General features: G+C 67.2%; 19 protein-coding genes. 15 read left to right on the top strand and 4 right to left on the bottom strand.

What is annotated here, in order from left to right:
• Positions 1 to 22: 22 nt before the first annotated feature.
• Together DFO47_RS10650 and DFO47_RS10645 are read right to left on the bottom strand one after the other, a co-directional pair.
• The gene (locus tag DFO47_RS10650; protein ID WP_133831602.1) at positions 23 to 1,540 is read right to left on the bottom strand and encodes a DUF349 domain-containing protein; all 1,518 of its coding nucleotides are present in this window, start codon (positions 1,538 to 1,540) and stop codon (positions 23 to 25) included.
• A 67-nt stretch (positions 1,541 to 1,607) separates the two neighbouring features.
• Positions 1,608 to 2,426, bottom strand: a complete 819-nt coding sequence (locus tag DFO47_RS10645) for a peptidylprolyl isomerase (protein ID WP_018761445.1) — start codon at positions 2,424 to 2,426, stop codon at positions 1,608 to 1,610.
• A 226-nt stretch (positions 2,427 to 2,652) separates the two neighbouring features.
• On the opposite strand from DFO47_RS10645, the gene hisS reads away from it, so the two are divergent.
• Positions 2,653 to 4,020: a histidine--tRNA ligase gene (gene hisS / locus DFO47_RS10640; RefSeq protein ID WP_133831601.1), complete on the top strand. Its 1,368-nt coding sequence runs from the start codon at positions 2,653 to 2,655 to the stop codon at positions 4,018 to 4,020.
• On the opposite strand, the gene DFO47_RS10635 is transcribed toward hisS, so the two are convergent.
• On the bottom strand, positions 4,017 to 5,282 hold the full coding sequence (locus tag DFO47_RS10635; RefSeq protein WP_133831600.1) for an APC family permease: 1,266 nt from the start codon (positions 5,280 to 5,282) through the stop codon (positions 4,017 to 4,019). The genes hisS and DFO47_RS10635 overlap by 4 nt on opposite strands.
• 97 nt (positions 5,283 to 5,379) lie before the next feature.
• On the opposite strand from DFO47_RS10635, the gene aspS reads away from it, so the two are divergent.
• Together aspS and DFO47_RS10625 are read left to right on the top strand one after the other, a co-directional pair.
• A complete protein-coding gene (aspS, locus tag DFO47_RS10630) occupies positions 5,380 to 7,161 on the top strand; it encodes an aspartate--tRNA ligase (protein ID WP_109044539.1) in 1,782 nt (593 codons plus the stop codon).
• An 83-nt stretch (positions 7,162 to 7,244) separates the two neighbouring features.
• Positions 7,245 to 8,066, top strand: coding sequence for a GNAT family N-acetyltransferase (locus DFO47_RS10625; protein ID WP_133831599.1), 822 nt, complete (start codon positions 7,245 to 7,247; stop codon positions 8,064 to 8,066).
• 17 nt (positions 8,067 to 8,083) lie between these two features.
• Here the strand turns inward: DFO47_RS10625 and DFO47_RS10620 are convergent, their stop codons facing one another.
• On the bottom strand, positions 8,084 to 8,752 hold the full coding sequence (locus DFO47_RS10620) for an acVLRF1 family peptidyl-tRNA hydrolase (RefSeq protein ID WP_018761440.1): 669 nt from the start codon (positions 8,750 to 8,752) through the stop codon (positions 8,084 to 8,086).
• Between the two features lie 64 nt (positions 8,753 to 8,816).
• On the opposite strand from DFO47_RS10620, the gene DFO47_RS10615 reads away from it, so the two are divergent.
• From DFO47_RS10615 to DFO47_RS10560, 12 genes are all read left to right on the top strand, one after another.
• Entirely contained in the window at positions 8,817 to 10,280 is a 1,464-nt protein-coding gene (locus DFO47_RS10615; protein ID WP_133831598.1) for a replication-associated recombination protein A, read from the top strand.
• Positions 10,281 to 10,451: 171 nt separating this feature from the next.
• On the top strand, positions 10,452 to 11,078 hold the full coding sequence (rpsD, locus tag DFO47_RS10610) for a 30S ribosomal protein S4 (RefSeq protein ID WP_009357431.1): 627 nt from the start codon (positions 10,452 to 10,454) through the stop codon (positions 11,076 to 11,078).
• 145 nt (positions 11,079 to 11,223) lie between these two features.
• Positions 11,224 to 11,598: a DUF948 domain-containing protein gene (locus DFO47_RS10605; protein ID WP_018761438.1), complete on the top strand. Its 375-nt coding sequence runs from the start codon at positions 11,224 to 11,226 to the stop codon at positions 11,596 to 11,598.
• Between the two features lie 17 nt (positions 11,599 to 11,615).
• The gene (locus tag DFO47_RS10600) at positions 11,616 to 11,846 is read left to right on the top strand and encodes a DUF6167 family protein (RefSeq protein ID WP_243835433.1); all 231 of its coding nucleotides are present in this window, start codon (positions 11,616 to 11,618) and stop codon (positions 11,844 to 11,846) included.
• Positions 11,847 to 11,968: 122 nt separating this feature from the next.
• The gene (alaS, locus tag DFO47_RS10595; protein WP_133831597.1) at positions 11,969 to 14,647 is read left to right on the top strand and encodes an alanine--tRNA ligase; all 2,679 of its coding nucleotides are present in this window, start codon (positions 11,969 to 11,971) and stop codon (positions 14,645 to 14,647) included.
• A 7-nt stretch (positions 14,648 to 14,654) separates the two neighbouring features.
• Positions 14,655 to 15,254, top strand: coding sequence for a Holliday junction resolvase RuvX (gene ruvX, locus DFO47_RS10590; RefSeq protein ID WP_018761435.1), 600 nt, complete (start codon positions 14,655 to 14,657; stop codon positions 15,252 to 15,254).
• Positions 15,251 to 16,999 (top strand): endolytic transglycosylase MltG, encoded by a 1,749-nt coding sequence (gene mltG / locus DFO47_RS10585; RefSeq protein WP_133831596.1) that lies wholly within the window; start codon positions 15,251 to 15,253, stop codon positions 16,997 to 16,999. The genes ruvX and mltG overlap by 4 nt, the downstream gene beginning before the upstream one ends.
• Positions 16,996 to 17,856, top strand: a complete 861-nt coding sequence (locus DFO47_RS10580; protein ID WP_133831694.1) for a shikimate dehydrogenase — start codon at positions 16,996 to 16,998, stop codon at positions 17,854 to 17,856. Before mltG ends, DFO47_RS10580 begins: the two co-directional genes overlap by 4 nt.
• Positions 17,857 to 17,879: 23 nt before the next feature.
• Entirely contained in the window at positions 17,880 to 19,079 is a 1,200-nt protein-coding gene (gene aroC / locus DFO47_RS10575) for a chorismate synthase (RefSeq protein ID WP_026264491.1), read from the top strand.
• Complete coding sequence (locus tag DFO47_RS10570) at positions 19,079 to 19,648, top strand: shikimate kinase (protein ID WP_018761431.1); 570 nt, start codon at positions 19,079 to 19,081, stop codon at positions 19,646 to 19,648. The genes aroC and DFO47_RS10570 overlap by 1 nt, the downstream gene beginning before the upstream one ends.
• A complete protein-coding gene (aroB, locus tag DFO47_RS10565; RefSeq protein ID WP_018761430.1) occupies positions 19,645 to 20,736 on the top strand; it encodes a 3-dehydroquinate synthase in 1,092 nt (363 codons plus the stop codon). The genes DFO47_RS10570 and aroB overlap by 4 nt, the downstream gene beginning before the upstream one ends.
• On the top strand, positions 20,736 to 21,254 hold the full coding sequence (locus tag DFO47_RS10560; RefSeq protein ID WP_018761429.1) for a tetratricopeptide repeat protein: 519 nt from the start codon (positions 20,736 to 20,738) through the stop codon (positions 21,252 to 21,254). The genes aroB and DFO47_RS10560 overlap by 1 nt, the downstream gene beginning before the upstream one ends.
• The last annotated feature ends 112 nt before the right edge of the window (positions 21,255 to 21,366 follow it).

The raw sequence follows: 21,366 nt of genomic DNA, 5'->3' as shown, positions 1-21,366 counted from the left end.
CCCGCGTCAGTCAGGGGAAGCGTCAGGACAGCTCGCTGGCCGAGCGCTGGATCTGGTCCAGCCATGCCTGGCGGGCTTCGAGGGCTTCCTGGGCGGCCTTGATCTTGCGCTGGTCGCCGCTCTTCTCTGCCTTTGCGAGGTCCTCCTGGAGCCCTGCAATGGCGGACTCCAGCTGTGACAGGGCGCTGTTGGTGCGGGCCTTGCGCTCCGGGTTGGACCGCTGCCACTGCTCTTCCTCGGCGTGGCGGACGGCGTCCTCCACCTTCCGCAGGCCTGCTTCAATCCGGCCCATGTCTGCCCGGGGCACCTTGCCTGCTTCTTCCCAACGGTCACGGACGGACTGCAGTGCCTTCTTTGCGGCCGCGAGGTCATTCACCGGGAGGATCGCGTTGGCCTCAGCCAGCAGCTCCTCCTTGACGGCGAGGTTGGCCGTGTACTCCTGGTCAATCTCGTCGTTGGCAGCCTGGCGGGAGGTGAAGAACACGTCCTGGGCGGCGCGGAACCGGGCCCACAGTGCGTCGTCGTCCTTCCGGCTGGCGCGCGGCGATGCCTTCCACTGGTCCATCAGCCGCCGGTACTCGCCGGCGGCGAAGCCCCAGTCCGTCGAGGTGGACAGCGCCTCAGCCTCGGCGATCAGCTTCTCCTTGGCGGCCTTGGCCGCCGAGTTGTTGCTGTCCAGCTGCGAGAAATACGCCCTGCGGTGGCGGTCGAAGACGGTACGTGCAGCCCTGAACCGCTTCCACAGTGCATCCTCGTTGCTGCGGCCCAGCCGGACACCGCTCTTCTGCGCGGCCTTCCAATTCTCGAACAACTCGTTCATCCGGGCACTGGAAGTCTTCCACTGCGTCTGCGCGGGATCCTGGCCGGAGATCTCCTCCGCTTCAGCCACGATGGCTTCCCTGGCCGCGAGTTCGGCGGCGCGGACGGCGTCGTGCTCGGCCTTTTCGGCTTTCTCGAGTTCCGTGATCTGGCCGGCCAGCTTTTTCAGCCTGGCCTCGGCGGCGCGGAGGTCGCCCACCATGTTCCGCTCGGCGAGCTGCTCGTGCAGGTGGGTCACGGTCTTCTGCATGTCAGTGCTGGGAGCCTTGGAGCTGACCCGCTGTTCCAGGAGCACGATCTGTGCCACGACGTCGTCGTACTTCCGGGCGAAGTAGATCAGGGCTTCCTCGCCGCTGACGCCGGGGTACTGCCCAACCGGGTGCTCACCGCCGTCGATCGTCAGGTAAACGTGGCCGTCCCCTTCCACCCGGCCCCACTTGGAGGCCTCGGCGACGGACGTGCTGGGAGCGGCAGGAACGGGTGCGGCGGCAGGAGCGGCTGCAGCAGGCTTCGGGCGCGACGCAAACGCGGCAGGAGAAGGCGCGGAAGGCCGGGGGCCCGCAGCAGGTGCTGCAGAGGGCGTTTCCTCGGGAGCGGCCTCTTCCGGGGCTGCGGATGCCGGTGGGTTCGTTGCTTCGGTGCCGGCGCCTTCGCTGGTGTCCGAGGCCGCCGCCACGGTCAGGTCTGTTGCTGTTTCGTCGGATTTCTGACTGTCTGTCACCGCTAAAAGTCTTTCGCTTGGAGGGAAATACTCACGTACTGCACCGTGTCCGCTTGGGCCCGGCGTCCTACTTCAGAGAAAACGAGTCTATCGTGACTGGTTGGATCGGTGCGCCGTCTGTGTCACTGGCCCCGGGCTTAATACCTGCGGCGGCAATCTTGGTCACTGCGTCCAGCCCGGAGGTCACTTTGCCCACCACCGTGTAGCCGCCGGCAGAGTCAGGATTGATGACAGTGTCCTTGTAGACAATGAAGAACTGCGTGCCGTTTCCGTAGGCGTTGTTGCCGCTCCGCGCCACGGCGATGGTTCCTGCGGGATATTTGTTGTCGGCAGGAGCATTTTCCAAGGGGCCCCAGGTGTAGTTCGGGTCACCCTGGCCGTCACCGTTGGCGGAGCCGCATTGCAGGACACCGAACTGGTCCGCTGTGGTCAAGCGGTGGCAGGTCTTGCCGTTGAAAAAGCCTTGGTCGCTGAGTGACTTGAACACTGCGGCCGCTTGGGGCGCCTTGGTGCCGTCCACTTCCACGCCAAGGGGGCTGCCGTTCAGCGACAGCTCACCGGAGAATGTCTTGCCGGCGGCGGTCTCGGCTGCGGGAATGTTCGCCCCGTTGGATACTTGCGGAGACGGGGTGGCGGAGGCGCTTGCGGACGCCGACGGGTCGGTCAGCCCGGCCTGCGCGGCAGCGTATTCGTCCTCGGTGGGATTTCCGGCGAAGGCGGTGAGTTGAAGCACGACGGCGAGCGCGACGGCGGCGGCTCCCGCGCCGGCGGCCACGAGGTTGTCGCGTTTGCGCCGCTTCTCCTGGCTGCGCCGCAGCTCGCGCTTGGCCTCCATTTGCTGGATGCGCCGTTTTGTTTCGCGGGCACTGCGTGAACTGGCCGCCAAGGGTCCTCCTCGTCGTCGGGCTGCTGATGCCCGGCGGATGGCCGCCGGGCGCAGGTGGGGCCGCCATCAGCGCCGGTCCGCTGCATTAGAGATGCACACGGATGGCGCATAAACTGGCTGCCGCACATAGTTTATGCATGGCTGGCTGTGCTGCCGCCGAACGTCGCCTTGGAGCGGCGCGCGGGCAGCCCCCGGCGCACCTTTCACCGTAAGGAGAACTTTCCCCATGGCACGCACCGCCTCCCTGTCCGGATTCCCCGAGTGGCTTCCCGAGGAGCGGCTGGTGGAGCTGCACGTGCTCGATACCCTGCGCCGGGTCTTTGAACTGCACGGGTTTGCCTCGATCGAAACCCGCGCCGTGGAAACGGTGGGCCAGTTGTTGCGCAAGGGAGAGATCGACAAGGAAGTGTACGGACTCAGCAGGCTGCAGGAGGACGAGGGCGACAACCCCGTCAAGGGCGGCAAGGCCGATCCACACGCCCTTGCCCTGCATTTTGACCTGACGGTCCCGTTTGCCCGGTACGTCGTGGAAAACGCCGGGTACCTGGCGTTCCCGTTCCGCCGGTACCAGATCCAGAAGGTGTGGCGCGGCGAGCGGCCCCAGGAAGGCCGGGCCCGGGAGTTCACCCAAGCGGACATCGATGTTGTGGGCGACGGTGAGTTGCCGTTCCGCTACGACGTGGAGATTGCCCTGGTGATCGCTGAGGCGCTCAGCGCGCTTCCCATCCCGGACTTCCGGCTCCGGATCAACAACCGCAAGCTGGCTGAAGGCTTCTACCGGGGGATCGGGCTCGATGACACCGCGGGCGTGCTGCGCAGCATCGACAAGCTCGAAAAGATCGGTCCCGCCAAGGTGGCGGAACTGCTGAAGACAGAGCTCGGTGCCACCGACGAGCAGGCAGCCAAGGCGCTGGAGCTGGCGGCCATCCGCACGGAAGACACCTCGTTCGTGGCGAAGGTCCGAGCCCTGGGCGTCAGCGACGAGCTCCTGGACGAGGGCCTGGATGAATTGGAGCAGGTGATTGATGCCGCCGTGCAGCGCGCCCCCGGCAAGGTGCTGGCGGACCTGAGCATCGCCCGCGGCCTGGACTACTACACGGGCACTGTCGTGGAGACTGTCCTGGTTGGCCATGAACAGCTGGGATCGATCTGCTCCGGCGGCCGCTACGATGCATTGGCGTCCAAGGGCAACCGGAAGTTCCCGGGGGTGGGCCTGTCCATCGGCGTCACCCGCCTCGTGTCCAGGATCCTCAGCCAGGACCTGGCCAAGGCCTCCCGTTCCGTGCCCACGGCCGTGCTGGTGGCCCTCAGCCACGACGACAGCTGGGGCGCAGCGCAGGACGTTGCTGCCCTGCTTCGCAGCAGGGGCATCCCCACGGAGGTCGCGGCGAAGGCGGAGAAATTCGGCAAGCAGATCAAGTTCGCCGACCGGCGCGGAATCCCGTTCGTATGGTTCACGGACGACGACGGCACGCACCAGGTCAAGGACATCCGGACCGGTGAACAGGTGGTGGCAGCCCCGGAGACCTGGACCCCGCCGCTGGAGGACCTCACCGTCCAGGTGAGCACCACAGCCGCACCGGCATCGGTCTAGCGGCCGCGCTGCCGGCCGCGCTGCTGCTGCCTGAAGCGCAGCACCAGCCAACGGCCGGCCGTACCCGCGGCCAGGACCGCGGCCATGGTCGACACAGGAGCCGGCGGCAGCGTGAAGGCCAGCACCACGCAGCCCAGGAAGCCCGCCGCGTTCAGCCAGCGCGGCGCGTAGCCCGGATGCGAAGCAAGGGTGTAGGCGGACGCGTTGGCAACTGCGTAGTACACCAGCACCCCGAAGCTTGAGAAGCCCACCACGGTCATCACGTCCGTCGTCAGCAGGAGCAGGATCACGACGGCGGCCACGGCCAGTTCCGCGACGAACGGAACGGTGTGCGCCCCGCCCACCCTGGCCAGGGGGCGGGGAAGGTCACCTTCCCGCGCCATGGCCAGGGTCGTGCGCCCGACCCCGGTGATCAGCGCGAGCAGGGTGCCCAGGCATGCGGCGGCGGCACCAACCTGCACCAGTGGTGCGCCCGCCGCCAGCTGCGATGCCAATACCGCGTCCAGGAGGGGAGTCCCGGCAGCAGCGAGCCGGCCTCCCAGATGGGCCTGCAAGAGTAGGGCCAGCAACAGGTAGATGGTGAAGGCAGAGGCCAGCGCGGCCAGAATGGCCCGTGGAATGGTGCGGGAGGGATCTTTGACTTCTTCGCCCAGCGTGGCGATCCGCGCGTACCCGGCGAAGGCGAAAAACATCAGCCCGGCCGCTGGAAGGACCCCGGCCGGGCCACCGGAACCCGGACCGGCCGCGTCCGCCGCAGGATGCGGTCCAAGGACTGCGGCAACGGCGACGAACACCAGCGTCGCCACGACCACACACAACAGGATCCGCGTGAGCTGGGCGGTGCGGGTAATCCCCAAGAGGTTGATGCCGGTCAGGGCAACCACGGCAGCGACGGCCACCGGCACGGCATAGCCCGGTGCCACGTAACTGCCGAAGGTCATGGCCATGGCCGCGCAGGACGCGGTCTTGCCCGTGACGAATCCCCATCCGGCGACAAAGCCGGGCCACTCACCCAGTTGCTTCCGGCCGTAAACATAAGTGCCGCCGCTGGTGGGGTACCGTGCGGCCAGCGCCGCGGAGGCAACCGCGTTGCAGTAGGCCACGACACCGGCGAGGACCACGGACCAGACCAGCAGGTTGCCGGCCAGGGCTGCGGCGGGGGCAAACACCACGAACACGCCGGCGCCCAGCATGGAGCCAAGGCCTATGGCGGTGGCATCGAAGGCGCCGAGCCGGCGTTGGAGCTGCTGGGGTTGGGCCATGAGGCGGCAGTACCTTTCCAGCGGGTAAACTCGGACGGGATCGTTCCCGGAACGATCATATTGAACTTCCCACTGTTTTCCCGCAGAAAGGCGTGCTGTGCTGCGCACACATGACCTCGGATCCCTCCGTTCCGAGCACATTGGACAAACCGTAACCCTGGCCGGCTGGGTGGGCCGCCGTCGTGACCACGGTGGTGTGGCCTTCGTGGACCTGCGCGATGCTTCCGGCGTCTCGCAGGTGGTGGTGCGTGAAGAAGAGGTCTTCCATGGCCTGCGCAACGAGTACGTCCTGCAGGTCAAGGGCACTGTTTCCCGCCGCCCCGAGGGCAACGAGAACCCGGCGCTGGCCACGGGCGAGATCGAGGTCATCGCCGAGGACGTCACCATCCTCAACACGTCGGACCCGCTGCCCTTCCAGATTGACGAGCACGTCGAGGTGGGCGAGGAAGCGCGCCTCAAGCACCGCTACCTCGACCTCCGCCGTCCGGGCCCCAGCCGGAACCTGCGCCTGCGCTCCGAGGCCAACCGCGTGGCCCGTGAATTGCTCCACGACGAGGGCTTCGTGGAGATCGAGACCCCGACGCTGACCCGCTCCACGCCGGAAGGTGCCCGCGACTTCCTGGTTCCGGCCCGCCTGGCACCGGGTTCCTGGTACGCCCTCCCACAGTCCCCGCAGCTGTTCAAGCAGCTGCTGCAGGTGGGCGGCTTTGAGAAGTACTACCAGATCGCCCGCTGCTACCGGGACGAGGACTTCCGCGCGGACCGCCAGCCGGAATTCACGCAACTGGACATCGAGGCCAGCTTCGTGGACCAGGACGACATCATCCGGCTGGGCGAGAACATCGTCAAGGCCGTATGGCAGCTCATCGGTGCCGACATCCCCACCCCCATCGAGCGCATCACCTATGCGGACGCCATGGCGCGCTTCGGTTCCGATAAGCCTGACCTTCGCTTCGGGCAGGAACTGACCGAGCTCACCGAATTCTTCAAGGACACCAACTTCGGCGTCTTCAAGGCCCCCTACGTCGGCGCAGTCGTGATGCCCGGCGGCGCTTCGCAGGCACGCCGCGCCCTGGATGCCTGGCAGGAATGGGCCAAGCAGCGCGGCGCCAAAGGCCTGGCCTACGTCCTCTACAAGGAAGACGGCGAACTCGCGGGCCCCGTGGCCAAGAACCTCACCGACACCGAACGCGCCGGCCTGGCCGACGCCGTCGGCGCCAAGCCCGGCGACTGCATCTTCTTCGCCGCCGGCGAGAAGACGCCATCGCGTGCCCTGCTGGGCGCCGCGCGCGTGGAAATCGGCCACCGCACCGGCCTGATCGACCCCACCGCATGGGCTTTCTGCTGGGTCGTGGACGCACCCATGTTCGAGCCTGCCGCCGCCGCCATCGCCTCCGGTGACGTCGCCGTCGGTGCCGGCAAGTGGACCGCCGTCCACCACGCCTTCACCTCACCGAAGCCCGAGTTCCTGGACACCTTTGACAAGGACCCGGAATCGGCGCTGTCCTACGCTTACGACATCGTGTGCAACGGCAACGAAATCGGCGGTGGCTCCATCCGTATCCACCAGCGTGAGGTCCAGGAACGGGTCTTTGAGCTCATGGGCCTGGACAAGGAAGACGCGCAGACCAAATTCGGCTTCCTGCTGGAGGGCTTCAAGTACGGCGCACCCCCGCACGGCGGCATCGCCTTCGGCTGGGACCGCGTTGTTTCGCTGCTCGCCGGCGTGGAGTCCATCCGCGACGTCATCGCCTTCCCGAAGTCCGGCGGCGGCCATGACCCCCTGACCGAGGCTCCGGCGCCCATTACGCCGCAGCAGCGCAAAGAGGCCGGCGTGGACTTCAAGCCGGAGGCTAAGAAGCCGGAAGAAAAGAAGTAGACGAAGGACGGCAGCCGCAGGGCGCCGTCCGTCACCGAAGGTTCCCCGGGGAAACCGGGGGACCTTCGGCCGTTAAGGAAGGAATGCCGGTGGCGAGCCCGGACGATGTGAAACCCAGTGCCCTGGAACTCGAATCTGCCATGGATGCAGCGTGGCCGGCCCGGGAACGGCAGGAGGCCGGAAACTGGGTGCTCCGGGCGGCGGATGGCGTCGCGCAGCGGGCCAACTCCATCTGGCCGCGTGTCCTGGAGGACGGCCACTCCGACGGCGACCTGGCCGCCTTGCTCGCCGAAGCAAGGGCCTGGTACCGCCTCCGCCGGCTGCCCGTGATCTTCCAACTGTTCGACCACCCCGCCACGGCAGCGCTCCAGGACCTGCTCGACGCCGAGGGGTTCACCCGCCAGTCCGAGACCGTGGTCATGACACGCAGCGCGGCCGCGGGCGGTACCCCTGAAGGCGGCCATAACGGCGCGGCGGTTGAACTGGCACCGATGCCGTCCGAGGACTGGCTGCGGGTCTGGTGGGAGGTGGACGGCCGCGGCGGCAAGGATGCCTTGGGCACCGCACGGGCAATCCTCGAAGGTTGCCCGTCGCTGTACGCCCTGGCGCGGGACAGCGACGGCCGCCCCGCCGCCGTCGGACGCCTTGCCATGCCTGCCGGCAGCACCCTCGGTGGGGTGTATGGCATGGCCACACGGACTGGCGCGCGCCGCAAGGGGTTTGCGGCAGCCATTCTCCATGCGCTGCTGCATGCCGGCGTCGACCACGGTATGACGGACTTCTGGCTGCTGGTGACGGCGCAGAACCATGGTGCCCGGGAGCTCTATTCAAGGGCGGGCTTCAGTGAGTACGGGCGCTACCTGTACCGCCAGGAGCGGCCCCGCCGGCCGCTGACGGGCTGCTGACCAGGCGGCGGCCCACGTTAGCCGGACGGGTCGGTTACCTGGACCCGGACGGAGCAGGCGTCCGCCGCGGCCTTCTTCAGCACGGCCGCCCGCGGCTCAATGACGTCGAGATATGCGAGGCGGGGCAGCGGGAGATAGGGCCGCAACGGCGGTTGCTGCAGGACAAGGTCAGCCAGGGCCCGGTCACCGCCCGGCACCACGTACTCGAACGGCGCACCACCGAATACCCCAGCCGCTTGTTCCGCCACGGAGGCCACCAAGGCATCCGCCTGGTTGGAACGGCGCCGGGCAAACCGCTGCTGGGACTGGCCGCCCGCCGCGGTACGCGACTGAACGTACCGGGTCCCGGCCTTGGACGCCAGCAGCATGCCTTCGCATGCCACCCCGACGCCGTAGCCGCCCCGACGCACCAGGAGCAGTCCCAGCCGGCGCGGCTGGGACGCAAGGGCGGCCAGCCGATCCACCGGGCCGTTGCCGCGTCCGGGACGGCCGTCAGCCGGCCACGGCGCCTGCAGGAGCGCCTCAGTGCCGTCAGCGGCCAAAAGCCGGAGGCCGTCGTCGTCATCCCGCAACCGGAAGCCGCCGTGGGAGGAACCGAAGCGTTCCACCCAGCCGGCCAGCCGGGCGCCGGCCACGAATGCCGTCCGGACCGATGGCGGGCCGCCGGCGGAAGCGGTGGCGGGCATAAGTGTTCCTTCGCTGTGGTGGGGGCGGGAAAATGCAGGAGGGGACTGGAAGTAGCCTATCTATGTGGATGATCTCTTCGGGCACGGCCCAGAAAACGACGACGACGACGATGCCGTCGCCGAGGCAGACGCCGGTACCGGAGCACAAGGCGCGCGAGGACAGGGTGCACGCGGACAGGGATCGCCGCGGAGCCCGCTGGCGGTGCGCATGCGGCCGCGCAGCGTGGATGAGGTGGTGGGCCAGCAGCACCTGCTCGGCCAGGGCTCACCCCTGCGGCAGCTGGCGGCGGGGGCCGACGCCGCGGGCCCGGCTGGTCCCAGCTCGCTGATCCTGTGGGGACCCCCGGGCACCGGCAAGACCACCCTTGCGCATGTCATTGCCCGCGGGCCCGGACGAAAATTCGTTGAACTGTCCGCCATCACGGCAGGGGTCAAGGACGTCCGGCGCGTCATGGACGACGCCCTGACGGCCCGCGACCTCTACAAGACCACCACCGTGCTCTTCCTGGACGAGATCCACCGGTTCAACAAGGCCCAGCAGGATGCGTTGCTGCCAGGGGTCGAAAACCGCTGGGTGGTCCTGGTGGCGGCCACTACCGAGAACCCGTCCTTTTCCGTGGTCTCCCCGCTGCTGTCACGGTCCCTGCTCCTGACGCTCAAGCCACTCACGGACGCCGATATAGAGGGCCTGCTGGTGCGGGCCGTGGAAGACCCCCGCGGTCTCGGCGGCAAGGTCAGGCTTGGCGACGAGGCCCTTGACCACCTGGTCCGGCTCTCCGGCGGCGACGCCCGCCGGGCGTTGACGGCGCTGGAAGCCGCGGCGGGGGTTGCCTTCGGCGACGCGGACGACGTCGAACGTTCTGTCCCGGAGGGCAGCGGCACCACCGAGCCGGTCACGGTGGAGTTGCGCCACACCGAGCGTGCCCTGGACGCAGCCGCGGTGCGGTACGACCGGGCCGGCGACCAGCACTATGACGTGGCCAGCGCCTTCATCAAGTCCATCCGGGGCTCCGACGTGGATGCCGCACTGCATTACCTCGCGCGGATGCTCGAAGCGGGGGAGGACCCCCGGTTCGTCGCCCGGCGGATCGTCATTTCCGCGGCAGAGGATGTGGGCATGGCGGATCCCACCGCGCTCCAGACGGCGGTGGCCGCAGCACAGGCAGTGCAGCTGATCGGGATGCCGGAAGGGCGGATCATCCTGGCCGAGGCTGTGGTCCACCTGGCCACCGCGCCGAAGTCCAACGCCGCCTACATGGGCATCAACAAGGCGATCGCCGATGTGCGGGCCGGCCTCGGGGTCGGAATCCCCGCCCACCTGCGCGATGCACACTATCCGGGCTCCAAGCAGCTGGGCCATGGTGTGGGCTACAAGTACGCCCACGATGCTCCGCACGGGGTGGCCAGCCAGCAGTATCCGCCGGATGACCTGGTGGGGCGGGACTACTACCAGCCAACGGGCAATGGAGCCGAACGGGACATCGCCGTGCGGCTGGAGCGGCTGCGGAAGATTGTGAGGGGCACGTAGCTGCCGTGGTAGGCTATATGTTTGTCTGGCAAGGCCCGGCGCACAATCTCCCCAATTTTACCGTTGAGAAGGTTATGCCCTGTGCCCAGTAGCAAAAGGCAGCGGTTGGCCGATGCTCTCCATCGTGGAGGCCAGTAACACTGACACACCGCAGATATTGGAAGGACACAAGTGGCTAACAACACTCGTGCTCGCCGTCAGGCCCGCCTCTCGCGGTCCCTCGGCATCGCTCTGACCCCCAAGGCCGCCAAGTACATGGAGCGCCGCCCGTACGGCCCCGGTGAGCATGGCCGCGCCCGCAAGAAGCAGGACTCCGACTACGCCGTACGTCTGCGCGAAAAGCAGCGCCTGCGCGCCCAGTACGGCATCCGCGAAGCACAGATGACCCGTGCCTTCGAAGAAGCCCGCCGCACCAAGGGCCTGACCGGTGAGAACCTCATCGAACTGCTCGAAATGCGCCTTGACGCCCTGGTCCTGCGTGCCGGCTTCGCCCGCACCATCGCCCAGGCCCGCCAGCTGGTTGTGCACCGCCACATCATGGTTGACGGCGTCCGCGTTGACCGTCCGTCGTTCCGCGTCGGCGAGGGCCAGCTGGTCCACGTCCACAGCCGCAGCGAGACCATGGTTCCGCTCCAGGTTGCCGCCGCCGGTGCCCACCGCGACGTCCTGCCTGCCGTTCCGGCCTACCTGGACGTCAAGCTGGAAGCCCTGCAGGCCCGCCTGGTCCGCCGCCCCAAGCGTTCGGAAATCCCGGTGACCTGCGAAGAGCAGCTCGTCGTCGAATTCTACGCACGCTAAATCCCAGCAGCGTATCCAAAGAAGCCCGTGGCAAGCGCCACGGGCTTCTTTGTATGTAAGGTACTTGGGGGACATCTGCGCATCGGGCCTTCCGGGCCCGGCCAGGATGGAACCCGACCACGGAATTTCGAGGAGATGAACGTCTATGTCTGGTGGCGATATTGCCGGCCTGATCGCTGCCGGGGTGTTCGCGCTCCTGGTGCTGCTGCTCGCGGTACCCATCCTGAAGCTGGGAAGTGTGTTCGACGAGGTGCGCACCGCCATCAAGTCCATCAGTGACGGCGCCACGCCCCTGATGGACGAGGTCACCGCCACCGTTTCGACCACCAACCAGCAGTTGAAGAAGGTCGACGGCATCTCGTCCAACGTCTCGGATGCGTCCGCCAACATTTCCGCCCTGTCTTCGCTGGTCGCCGCCACGGTGGGTTCGCCGCTGATCAAGGTGGCCGCGTTCAGCTACGGCGTGCGCAGTGCCTTCGCGAACCGCAGGAAGCCCGCAGCCGGCCGCCGCAGCCGCTAGATTCGAAAAGAACGAACATGAAAAGAATTGTTTGGATGGGAATTGGCGTGGCCATCGGCGTCATCGCGTTCCGTAAAGTCACCGAGGCGCAGGCCAACCTCGGACCCGAAGGCCTCAACCGTGCTGTTGGGCGCCTGGCAGACGGCGTCTACGACTTCGCTGATGCCGTCCGGGCCGGGATGCGCGAGCGTGAGACCGACCTCCGCGCCGCACTGGGCGTCGACTCCGCGGAACTGGTGCGCCGCTGAGCCCCGGGGCAAGCAACAGCAGCCAACGAAAACCGGCAGGAACCAATCCCGGATCCCGCCACCTGAATTAATTTTCCGCGCCCGGCAGGAGCCGCGGACCACGAAGGGTAAGAAAACAGCTCATGAAGTCGCAGGAGATCACTAAGCGCTGGGTGGACTTTTTTGTCAGCAAGGGCCACACCGCGGTTCCCTCCGCATCGCTGGTCTCCAGCGACCCCTCGCTGCTGTTCACGGTGGCCGGCATGGTCCCGTTCATCCCCTACCTCACCGCCCGTGAGGAACCGCCCTACTCCCGTGCCACCAGCGTGCAAAAGTGCATCCGCACCGGTGACATCGAAGAAGTGGGCAAGACGGCCCGGCACGGCACCTTCTTCCAGATGTGCGGCAACTTCTCGTTCGGCGACTACTTCAAGGAAGACGCCATCAAGTTCGCGTGGGAGCTGCTCACCACGAGCGTTGACGACGGCGGCTACGGCCTTCCGCCCGAGCGGCTGTGGGTGACCGTCTACGAAGAGGACGACGAAGCCGAGGAACTGTGGCTCAAGAACACCGGCGTCCCCGCTGAACGCATCCAGCGGATGGGCAAGTCGGACAACTACTGGTCCACCGGCCAGCCGGGTCCGGCCGGGCCCTGCTCGGAGATCTACTACGACCGCGGACCGGCCTACGGCATCGAAGGCGGCCCGCTGGCTGACGAGACCCGCTACATCGAGATTTGGAACCTCGTGTTCATGCAGTACCAGATCGAGAACGTGCGCTCCAAGGTGGACTTCGACATCGTGGGCGAGCTGCCCAAGAAGAACATCGACACGGGCCTGGGCATGGAACGCCTCGCCATGATCCTGCAGGGTGTCGAGAACATGTACGAGACCGACCAGGTCCGGCCGGTCATCGACAAGGCCGCGGAACTCTCCGGCAAGGAGTACACCTCCGCTGAGACTCCCGAGGACCCCCACCACACGGACGACGTCCGGATGCGGGTTGTGGCCGACCACATCCGCTCGGCCCTGATGCTGATCTCCGACGGCGTCACCCCGTCCAACGAGGGCCGCGGCTACGTCCTGCGCCGCCTGATCCGGCGTGCCGTGCGCTCCATGCGCCTGCTGGGCGTCGAACAGGCCTGCCTGCCGGAGCTGCTGCCGGCGTCGCGGGATGCCATGAAGGGCGTGTACCCCGTCGTTGACACCGACTTCGCCCGGATCAGCCGCATCGCCTACGCCGAGGAGAAAGCGTTCCTGCGCACCATTGCGTCCGGGACTGCGCGGCTTGAGGACGCCGTGAAGGAATCCAAGGCAGCCAACAAGCCGCTGTCCGGCGAGGACGCCTTTACCCTCCATGACACCTACGGCTTCCCCATCGACCTCACGCTCGAGATGGCCGAAGAGGCGGGCTTGAAGGTTGACGAGGCTGCCTTCCGCAGCCTGATGCAGGAACAGCGCCAGCGCGCCCAGGCAGATGCCAAGGGCAAGAAGGGCGGCCACGCAGACGTCACCGTGTTCCAGGAGCTCCTGGGCCAGGGTGAGACGGTCTTCACCGGCTACACCGAACTCGAAGGCGAGTCCCGTGTCCGCGGCCTCCTGAGCGCCGGACGCAAGGTCCAGCAGGCTGCCACCGGCGACGAAATCGAACTCGTGCTCGCCGAAACCCCGTTCTACGCCGAGGCCGGCGGCCAGGCTGCCGACACCGGCCTCATCACCGGTGACGGGTTCGTCGTCGAGGTCCTGGACGTCCAGCGCCCCATCAAGGGCCTGAGCGTACACAAGGCGATCGTCCGCGAAGGCGAGATCGGCGCGGACTCGCTGGTGCGCGCCGCCGTCGACCGTGAACGCCGGCACGCCGCCGAGCAGGCCCACACGGGCACGCACATCGTGCATGCCGCCCTGCACCAGATCCTCGGGCCGGAGGCCACCCAGCGCGGCTCCTTCAACAAGGCCGGCTACCTGCGCTTCGACTTTGCCTGGGGCGAAGGCCTGAGCACGGCGACGCGTTCGGAAATCGAAGAGGTGTCCAACCTTGCCATCCGCAACAACTACGCGGTGGAAACGAAGATCATGGGCCTGGCCGAGGCGAAGGCCATGGGTGCCATGGCCCTCTTCGGCGAGAACTACGGCAGCGAAGTACGCGTGGTGGAAATCGACGGCGCGTGGTCGCGCGAGCTTTGCGGCGGCACCCACGTTGCCAACACCTCGCTGATCGGCAGCCTGTCCCTCCTGGGCGAACAGTCCGTCGGTTCAGGCAACCGGCGCGTGGAAGCCTTCGTGGGCATGGAAGCTTTCCGCCACCTTGCCGCCGAGCGGGCCCTGGTGACCGAACTGACCGACCTGCTGAAAGTCCCGTCCGCCCAGCTCGCCGACAGGATTTCTGCCACGCTGGCCAAGCTGAAGGCCACCGAGAAGGAACTGGACCGGCTCCGCAAGGAACAGTTGGCCGCCTCTGCCGCGCGGCTGGTGGACACGGCCAAGGACGCGGGGGGAGTGAAGGTGCTGGCCCACGACGCCGGCACCGTCAGCGGAGCCGACGACCTCCGCGGCCTGGCCCTGGACCTGCGCAACCGGCTCGGCTCGGCGGCCTCCGCGGTTGCCGTCGCCGGTGTCGCCAACGACCGTCCGCTGATCCTGGTGGCCACCAACGAGGCAGCCAGGGAGGCCGGCGTCAAAGCCGGTGCGCTGGTCCGGATCGCCGCCGGCGTTCTCGGCGGTGGCGGTGGCGGCAAGGACGATGTTGCCCAGGGTGGAGGGACCGACGCCGGAAAGGTTGGCGCCGCGCTGGCCGCCGTCGTCGACGCAATTTCCGCGCGCTAATCCTGTCATGACCAATCCTGCAGCTGCCGGCGGCTACCCCCAGGGCGTCAAACTGGGGGTGGACGTGGGCACCGTCCGGGTAGGGGTGGCCCTGTGCGACCGCGACGGGATCCTGGCCACGCCCTACAAGACCCTTGACCGGAACGCCAAGAAGAACTCGGACGTGCGGGTCATCGCCAAACTGGCGGAGGAACAGGGAGCCGTCCAGGTTTTCGTGGGACTGCCGCGCACCATGAAGGGCGAAGAACACGCGTCCGCCAGGATGGCCACGGACTACGCCCTGCTGCTGGTTGAAGAGCTTTCCGCCCGCGGTTTGGCGGTCCCGGTGAACCTCGTGGACGAGCGGCTGAGCAGCGTTACGGCGCACCGGAACCTGCACGAAGCTGGCATGAGCAGCAGGAACCACCGTAAAGTAGTTGATCAGGTCGCGGCGGTGGGTATCCTTCAGCACGCCATCGACATGCAGAAAGCCAGGGGAGCGGATGTCGGCTCACGCGTGACAGCGCCATCCCCGACCGTGGACCTGGGGGCCGGTGGGGTGGACGAACCAGTCCGCGCCATCTCCGCAGACACGGCCCGATTTTCAGATAATGGAAGGCAACAGTGAGCCCTGCCAACATTGACGACACTTCCGGCCCGCAGGACGCCGGGGCCGCGAGGCCGTTGACCCGCAAGGAACTGCGCGCACGCGAAAAGAGCCTCAATACCGGCGGCCACGACGCCGTCCCCGAGCAGGCCTATGAGACGGGCGAGGTCCCCCCGCCTCCCGTCACGCCGCCGGCAACCGCACCCTCGGCCGGAGAACCAACCTTTGCTCCGCTGCCTGGCGCCGAGGACGTGCCGGCTGCGCCCGATGCGCCGCCATCCATCCAGGACGGACCGCACCCCGGTGACTCCCACCCCGCTGGATCCTGGAGTAACGGGCCTTCCGCCGGAACCCACCACGACGCCGTTGCGCCGCCGCATGACAACGTGCAGGTTGGCGACGACGTACACCAGCACGAGGAGCTGGCGCACGTCCCGGATACGGAGCACCCCGGGGACGCGTACGCCTACGCGGACGTTGCACACCACCAGGACGTACAGCACCACGACGACGTGGCCCACCACCCGGACCACGCCCCCTTCGCCGACGGCCACCATGACGCCGACGGGCACCATTACGGGGAAATCCCCGACGACCATTCATACGACGCCGGATACCACGACGATGCGCATCCGGATGCTGCCCACCCGGATGCCGCCCATGAGCTGCTTCCCGTGTCCTCGGCAGCCCAGTCAGTGCCCCGGCCCTCGAAGAAGGTCCGGCGCCGGCGCAGGTTGCTGGCGCTGTTCCTGACGCTCGCTGTGTTCGTGACGGCCGTGGCCGTGGGTGCCCAATTCCTCAAGCCCCTCCTTGGCAGCGGCAAGCCATCGGACTTCCCCGGACCGGGGACGGGCGAGGTCCACGTGACCGTGGCAAGCGGCGAGGGCACCCGGTCCGTAGCTGTCGACCTTGAGAACCAGCGGGTCGTCGCCAATGCCGACACCTTCATGCAGGCGTTCCATGCCTCCGGCGCAACGCTGTCGCCGGGCGACTACGTCTTCAAGACCGAAATGAAGAACGCCGACGCCGTTGATGTCCTGGCCGGCAAAGACAAGTCCAAGGTCATCTACTTCGCCCTTAGCGCAGGTCTGCGGATCGGTGAGTCGCTGCAGGCAATTTCCGAGGGTTCGGGCGTTTCCATCCAGCAGCTGCAGGCCCTGAGCAACCAGCCTGCCCAGTTTGGCTTGCCGGCAAACGCGAAGAACCTCGAAGGTTACCTCGCCCCCGGAGAATACCGCTTCCCGCTCGGAACCCCGGCCAAGGACATCCTGCAGGCCCTCGTGAAAGCCACCACCGATGAGCTGGTGTCGCAGGGAATCACCGACCCCGCCAAGCAGTACGAGGCCGTCATTGTGGCCAGCATTGTCCAGGCCGAGGGTGGCCAGGCCGATTACGGCGACGTGGCCGGTGCGATCTATAACCGGCTCAAGCCGAACGACCAGACCGGCGGTTTCCTCCAGGTGGATTCGGCGGTGACTTACGGCTTGGGCACCAAGAGCCTGAACTTCACGGATGACCAGCGTAAGGACAAGTCCAACCCGTACAACACCTATGCCAACCCCGGACTCCCGCCGGGCCCCATTGGTTCGCCCGGCAAGACTGCCATCGACGCGGCAGCACGGCCCAAGTCCAATGACTACCTGTACTGGGTGACCGTCAACCTGGACACCAACGAAACGAAGTTCGCGAAGACGCTCGCCGAACATAACGTCAACGTTGAGCAATACAACGCGTGGTGCAAGGCCAACGCGGGCCGCTGCACATGAGCCTGCGGGCTGCCGTCCTGGGCCACCCGATCAGCCACTCAAAGTCTCCCGCGCTGCACCTTTCGGCGTATGAGCGGCTGGGCGCGGCCATCAGCTACACGGCCATCGACGTCACCGAGCAGTTGCTGCCGTCGTTCATGCGCCAGATCCGGAACCAGCCCGGCTGGCGCGGGCTCTCGGTGACCATGCCGCTGAAGACCGCCATGCTTGATGAAGTGGACGAAGTCCGCGGAGTGGCGCAGACCCTGGGGGTCGTGAACACAGTCACCTTCGAGGAATCCGGCGGCGCAGTGAAGACGGTAGGTTCCAACACCGACGTCCCGGGGATCGTGAATGCCCTGCGCCACGCCGGGACGGCTGCGGCGCCGTCCGCCGTCATCCTCGGCGGCGGCGGCACGGCGGCGTCGGCTGTTGCTGCCCTCAAGGAACTTGGCACCACCGCGGTCCAGGTGTACGTCCGTGATTCGTCGCGGACGTCGGACGTCCGCGCCGCTGCGGGCAGCCTGGGGGTCGCGCTGGAGGTCCGCCCCCTCACCGCCGCCGCGCGCCCGACGTCGGAAGCCGACGTCGTCATCTCCACTTTGCCGCCACGCGCGGCCGACGGGCTCGCCGCCGAAATCGCCGCCTTGAAGACGACGACGCCGGGTGTCCTCCTGGACGTCGCCTACGATCCCTGGCCCAGCCTGGTGGCCTCTGTGTGGCAGGCCGGAGGCGGCCGCGTGGTGCCCGGCCTGGAGATGCTGTTGTACCAGGCGGTGGAGCAGGTGCGGCTTTTCACCCGGCGCGGGGAAGACGTTAACGCAGCTGTCATAGATGTGATGTGTGACGCAGTCGGCCTTGCCCGACGGGCGTTCTGACCGCCCTACGTGGCAGGATGGAAATTATGCGTTGGTTGACTGCCGGTGAATCCCATGGCCCGGCTTTGATGGGAATTATTGAGGGCGTCCCGGCTGGTGTGGAAATCACCAGCGGGGACATCGCAGACTCCCTGGCCCGCCGCCGGCTCGGCTACGGCCGCGGCGCACGGATGAAATTCGAGCAGGACGTGGTCACCATCCTTGGCGGTGTACGGCACGGCCGCACCCAGGGCGGTCCCGTCGCCATCCAGGTGGGCAACACCGAATGGCCCAAATGGGAGCAGATCATGTCTGCCGACCCCGTTGACGCTGAACTCCTCGCCGACCAGGCCCGCAACGCACCGCTGACGCGGCCCCGTCCGGGCCACGCCGACTTCACCGGCATGCAGAAATACGGGTTTGATGAAGCGCGTCCTGTCCTGGAACGCGCCAGCGCCCGCGAAACGGCAACCCGGGTTGCCCTCGGCACCGTGGCAGCCCGGTTCCTCCGGCACCTCGGCATCGAACTGGTCAGCCACACTGTCTCCATCGCCAGCGTCACCGTGCCCGAAGGCCGGCCGCTGCCGTTGCCCGGCGATGTCATCGCGTTGGACACGGATCCGCTGCGCTGCTTCGACCGCGAAACCTCCGACGCGATGGTTGCGGAGGTCGACGCCGCGCACAAAGAAGGCGAAACGCTGGGAGGCGTGGTCGAGGTCCTCGCCTACGGGCTTCCGCCGGGACTTGGCAGCTACGTGCACTGGGACCGCCGGCTCGATGCCCGGCTGGCCGCAGCGCTCATGGGCATCCAGGCCATCAAGGGCGTGGAGGTGGGCGACGGTTTCCTGACCGCTGCACGCCGGGGTTCAGCCGCCCACGACGAAATTGTCCGTGACGGCAAGGGCCGGATCGGCCGTGCCAGCAACCGGGCCGGCGGTATCGAAGGCGGCATGAGCATCGGCGACGTCCTCCGGGTCCGCGCCGCCATGAAACCGATCGCCACCGTGCCGCGCGCCCTGCGCACCATCGACGTCAGCACCGGCGAACCGGCCAAGGCCCACCACCAGCGCTCCGACGTCTGTGCCGTCCCGGCTGCGGGCGTCGTGGCCGAGGCCATGGTGGCACTGGTCCTGGCCGAAGCCGTCATGGAGAAGTTCGGTGGTGACTCCGTGCCGGAAACCGCCCGCAACATCAAGGGTTACCTGGACAACATCCCGGCTTCCCTGGACTCGATCGGCCAGTAGTGCTCCATCACAGCAGTACCGGCCCCGCAGGCGGCCGGCCGATCGTGCTCATCGGCCCCATGGCCGTCGGCAAATCGGCCATCGGCCAGCAACTGGCGCAACAGCTGGGCGCCCGCTTCATTGACACCGACGCCGTCATCGTTGCCGGCCACGGTTCCATCGCCGATATCTTCGCGGGCCGCGGGGAGCACGCGTTCCGCGAAATCGAAGCCCGGACCGTCGCCGACGCCGTTGAGGACGCGGCCGGGACCACCACGGTGATTTCCCTGGGCGGCGGGGCCGTACTGGACTCCGGGACCCAGCAGCTCATGGGCCGCTGCACCGTGGTCTACCTCGAATGCGACGCTGATACGGTGGCAGGCAGGATCGCCCGGAACTCGGGCCGGCCACTCCTCGCCGGCGACGCCATGGGCCGCTGGACAGCAATGTTTGCCACCCGCAGGCCGGTCTACGAGAGGCTGGCCGACATCACCCTGGACGTCCGCCACGGCTCCATACCCGAGCTCGGCGCACGGCTGGAAGCAGCACTGCGGCACCACGCAGCTGCCAAACAGGAAGTTGAGAAGTGAACACTCAATCAACAGTCATCAACGTCACCGGCGAAGGTGCTGGAAACAACTACGGCGTCGTCGTGGGGCGCGGCCTGCTTGGAGAACTTCCCGCCCTGTTGGGTGAACGCGTCCGCCGGGTGCTGGTGATCCACCCCCGCGCGCTGCGCCTCACCGGAGACACCGTCCGCGACGAGCTGGCCGAGGCCGGCTTCACCTCGCTTACGGCGGAAATCCCGGACGCCGAGGAAGGCAAGCACATCCAGGTCGCGGCATTCTGCTGGCAGGTCCTGGGCCAGAACGACTTCACCCGCTCGGACGCCATCGTGGCTGTGGGCGGGGGAGCAGTCACCGACCTCGCCGGCTTCGTAGCCGCTACCTGGCTGCGCGGCGTCAAGGTCATCCACATGCCCACCAGCCTGCTGGGCATGGTGGACGCCTCGGTAGGCGGCAAAACCGGCATCAACACCGCGGAAGGAAAGAACCTCGTGGGGGCGTTCCACCCGCCCGCGGCCGTCCTGGCCGACCTGGACACGCTGGAAACGCTGCCGAAGAACGAGATCATTTCCGGGCTTGCCGAGGTCATCAAGTGCGGCTTCATTGCCGACCCCGCCATCCTCGATCTCGTGGAGAAAGACCCGGCCGCAGTGGTGGACCCCCGCTCCGACGCGCTGCGCGAGCTGATTGAACGCGCCATCGCCGTCAAGGCGAAGGTGGTTTCCGAGGACCTCAAAGAATCCGGGCTCCGGGAAATCCTGAATTACGGACACACCCTGGGCCACGCCATCGAGCTGGTGGAACGCTACTCGTGGCGGCACGGCGCAGCCGTGTCCGTGGGCATGATGTTTGCGGCCGAACTTGCCCGCAGCGTGGGCAGGCTCAGCGATGCCGACGCCGACCGGCACCGAAGCATCCTGGACGGCCTTGGGCTGCCGGTCACCTATCGCCGGGACCGCTGGCAGGGTCTGCTGGATGGGATGCGCCGCGACAAGAAGTCCCGCGGCGACCTGCTGCGTTTCGTGGTGCTGGACGGAATCGCCAAGCCGGGCATCCTTGATGTGCCGGACACCTCGCTGCTGTTCGCCGCGTACCAGGAAATTGCGTCCTGATGCAGGGCGACATGAATGGCACCGCCGACTGGCCCCAGGCCGGATTTCCCGGCATCCGCATAAACCCGGATACCCTGATGCCCCAGATCGTCAACGAGGACGCTGTCCGGGAAGCCCTGTCGGCCTCCACCGACCCCGCGGACCACATTTTCGTCCTGTTGGTCGAGGGCCATGCCTCCGAAGCGGCTGAACTGCTGGCCGAAGCACGGTTCAAGGACCCGGAATCGTTCCGGCTGCGCGTTTTCGAAGCCGAGGTATTGAGCGTCACCCACCGGATGGACCGCGCCATAGAGCTGTTCCGGCAACTCCTGGCCGAGGTGCACGGCACGCCCCGCGAAGCGCTGGCACTGCAGTTCCTGGGCAAGGCCCAGTACGCAGCCGGCCAGACCTCGGCCGCCGTTGAGTCGTTCTCCAAGGCGCTGGACCTGCGGGTGGCGCAGTCCGCGGATGCTGCCCAAATCTATTCCTCCACCGTGGCGCTCCAGCGTGCACGGGACATCCTGGAATTGGCCTGCTGAGGAGGCAGGCGGCGGCAGCGGACAAGCTGCCCGGTATTTACCGGTAGAATGGTTGTGGAATTTTTGCATCCACGCGATTTTTGACAAACACGTGCAGGCGGGCCGCTTTGGT

It is taken from the genome of Arthrobacter sp. AG258 (assembly GCF_004364695.1).
Taxonomy (GTDB): Bacteria; Actinomycetota; Actinomycetes; order Actinomycetales; family Micrococcaceae; genus Arthrobacter.
Note: the sequence above shows the minus strand (reverse complement) of the source record. Positions and strands in the feature narration are given on the sequence as shown.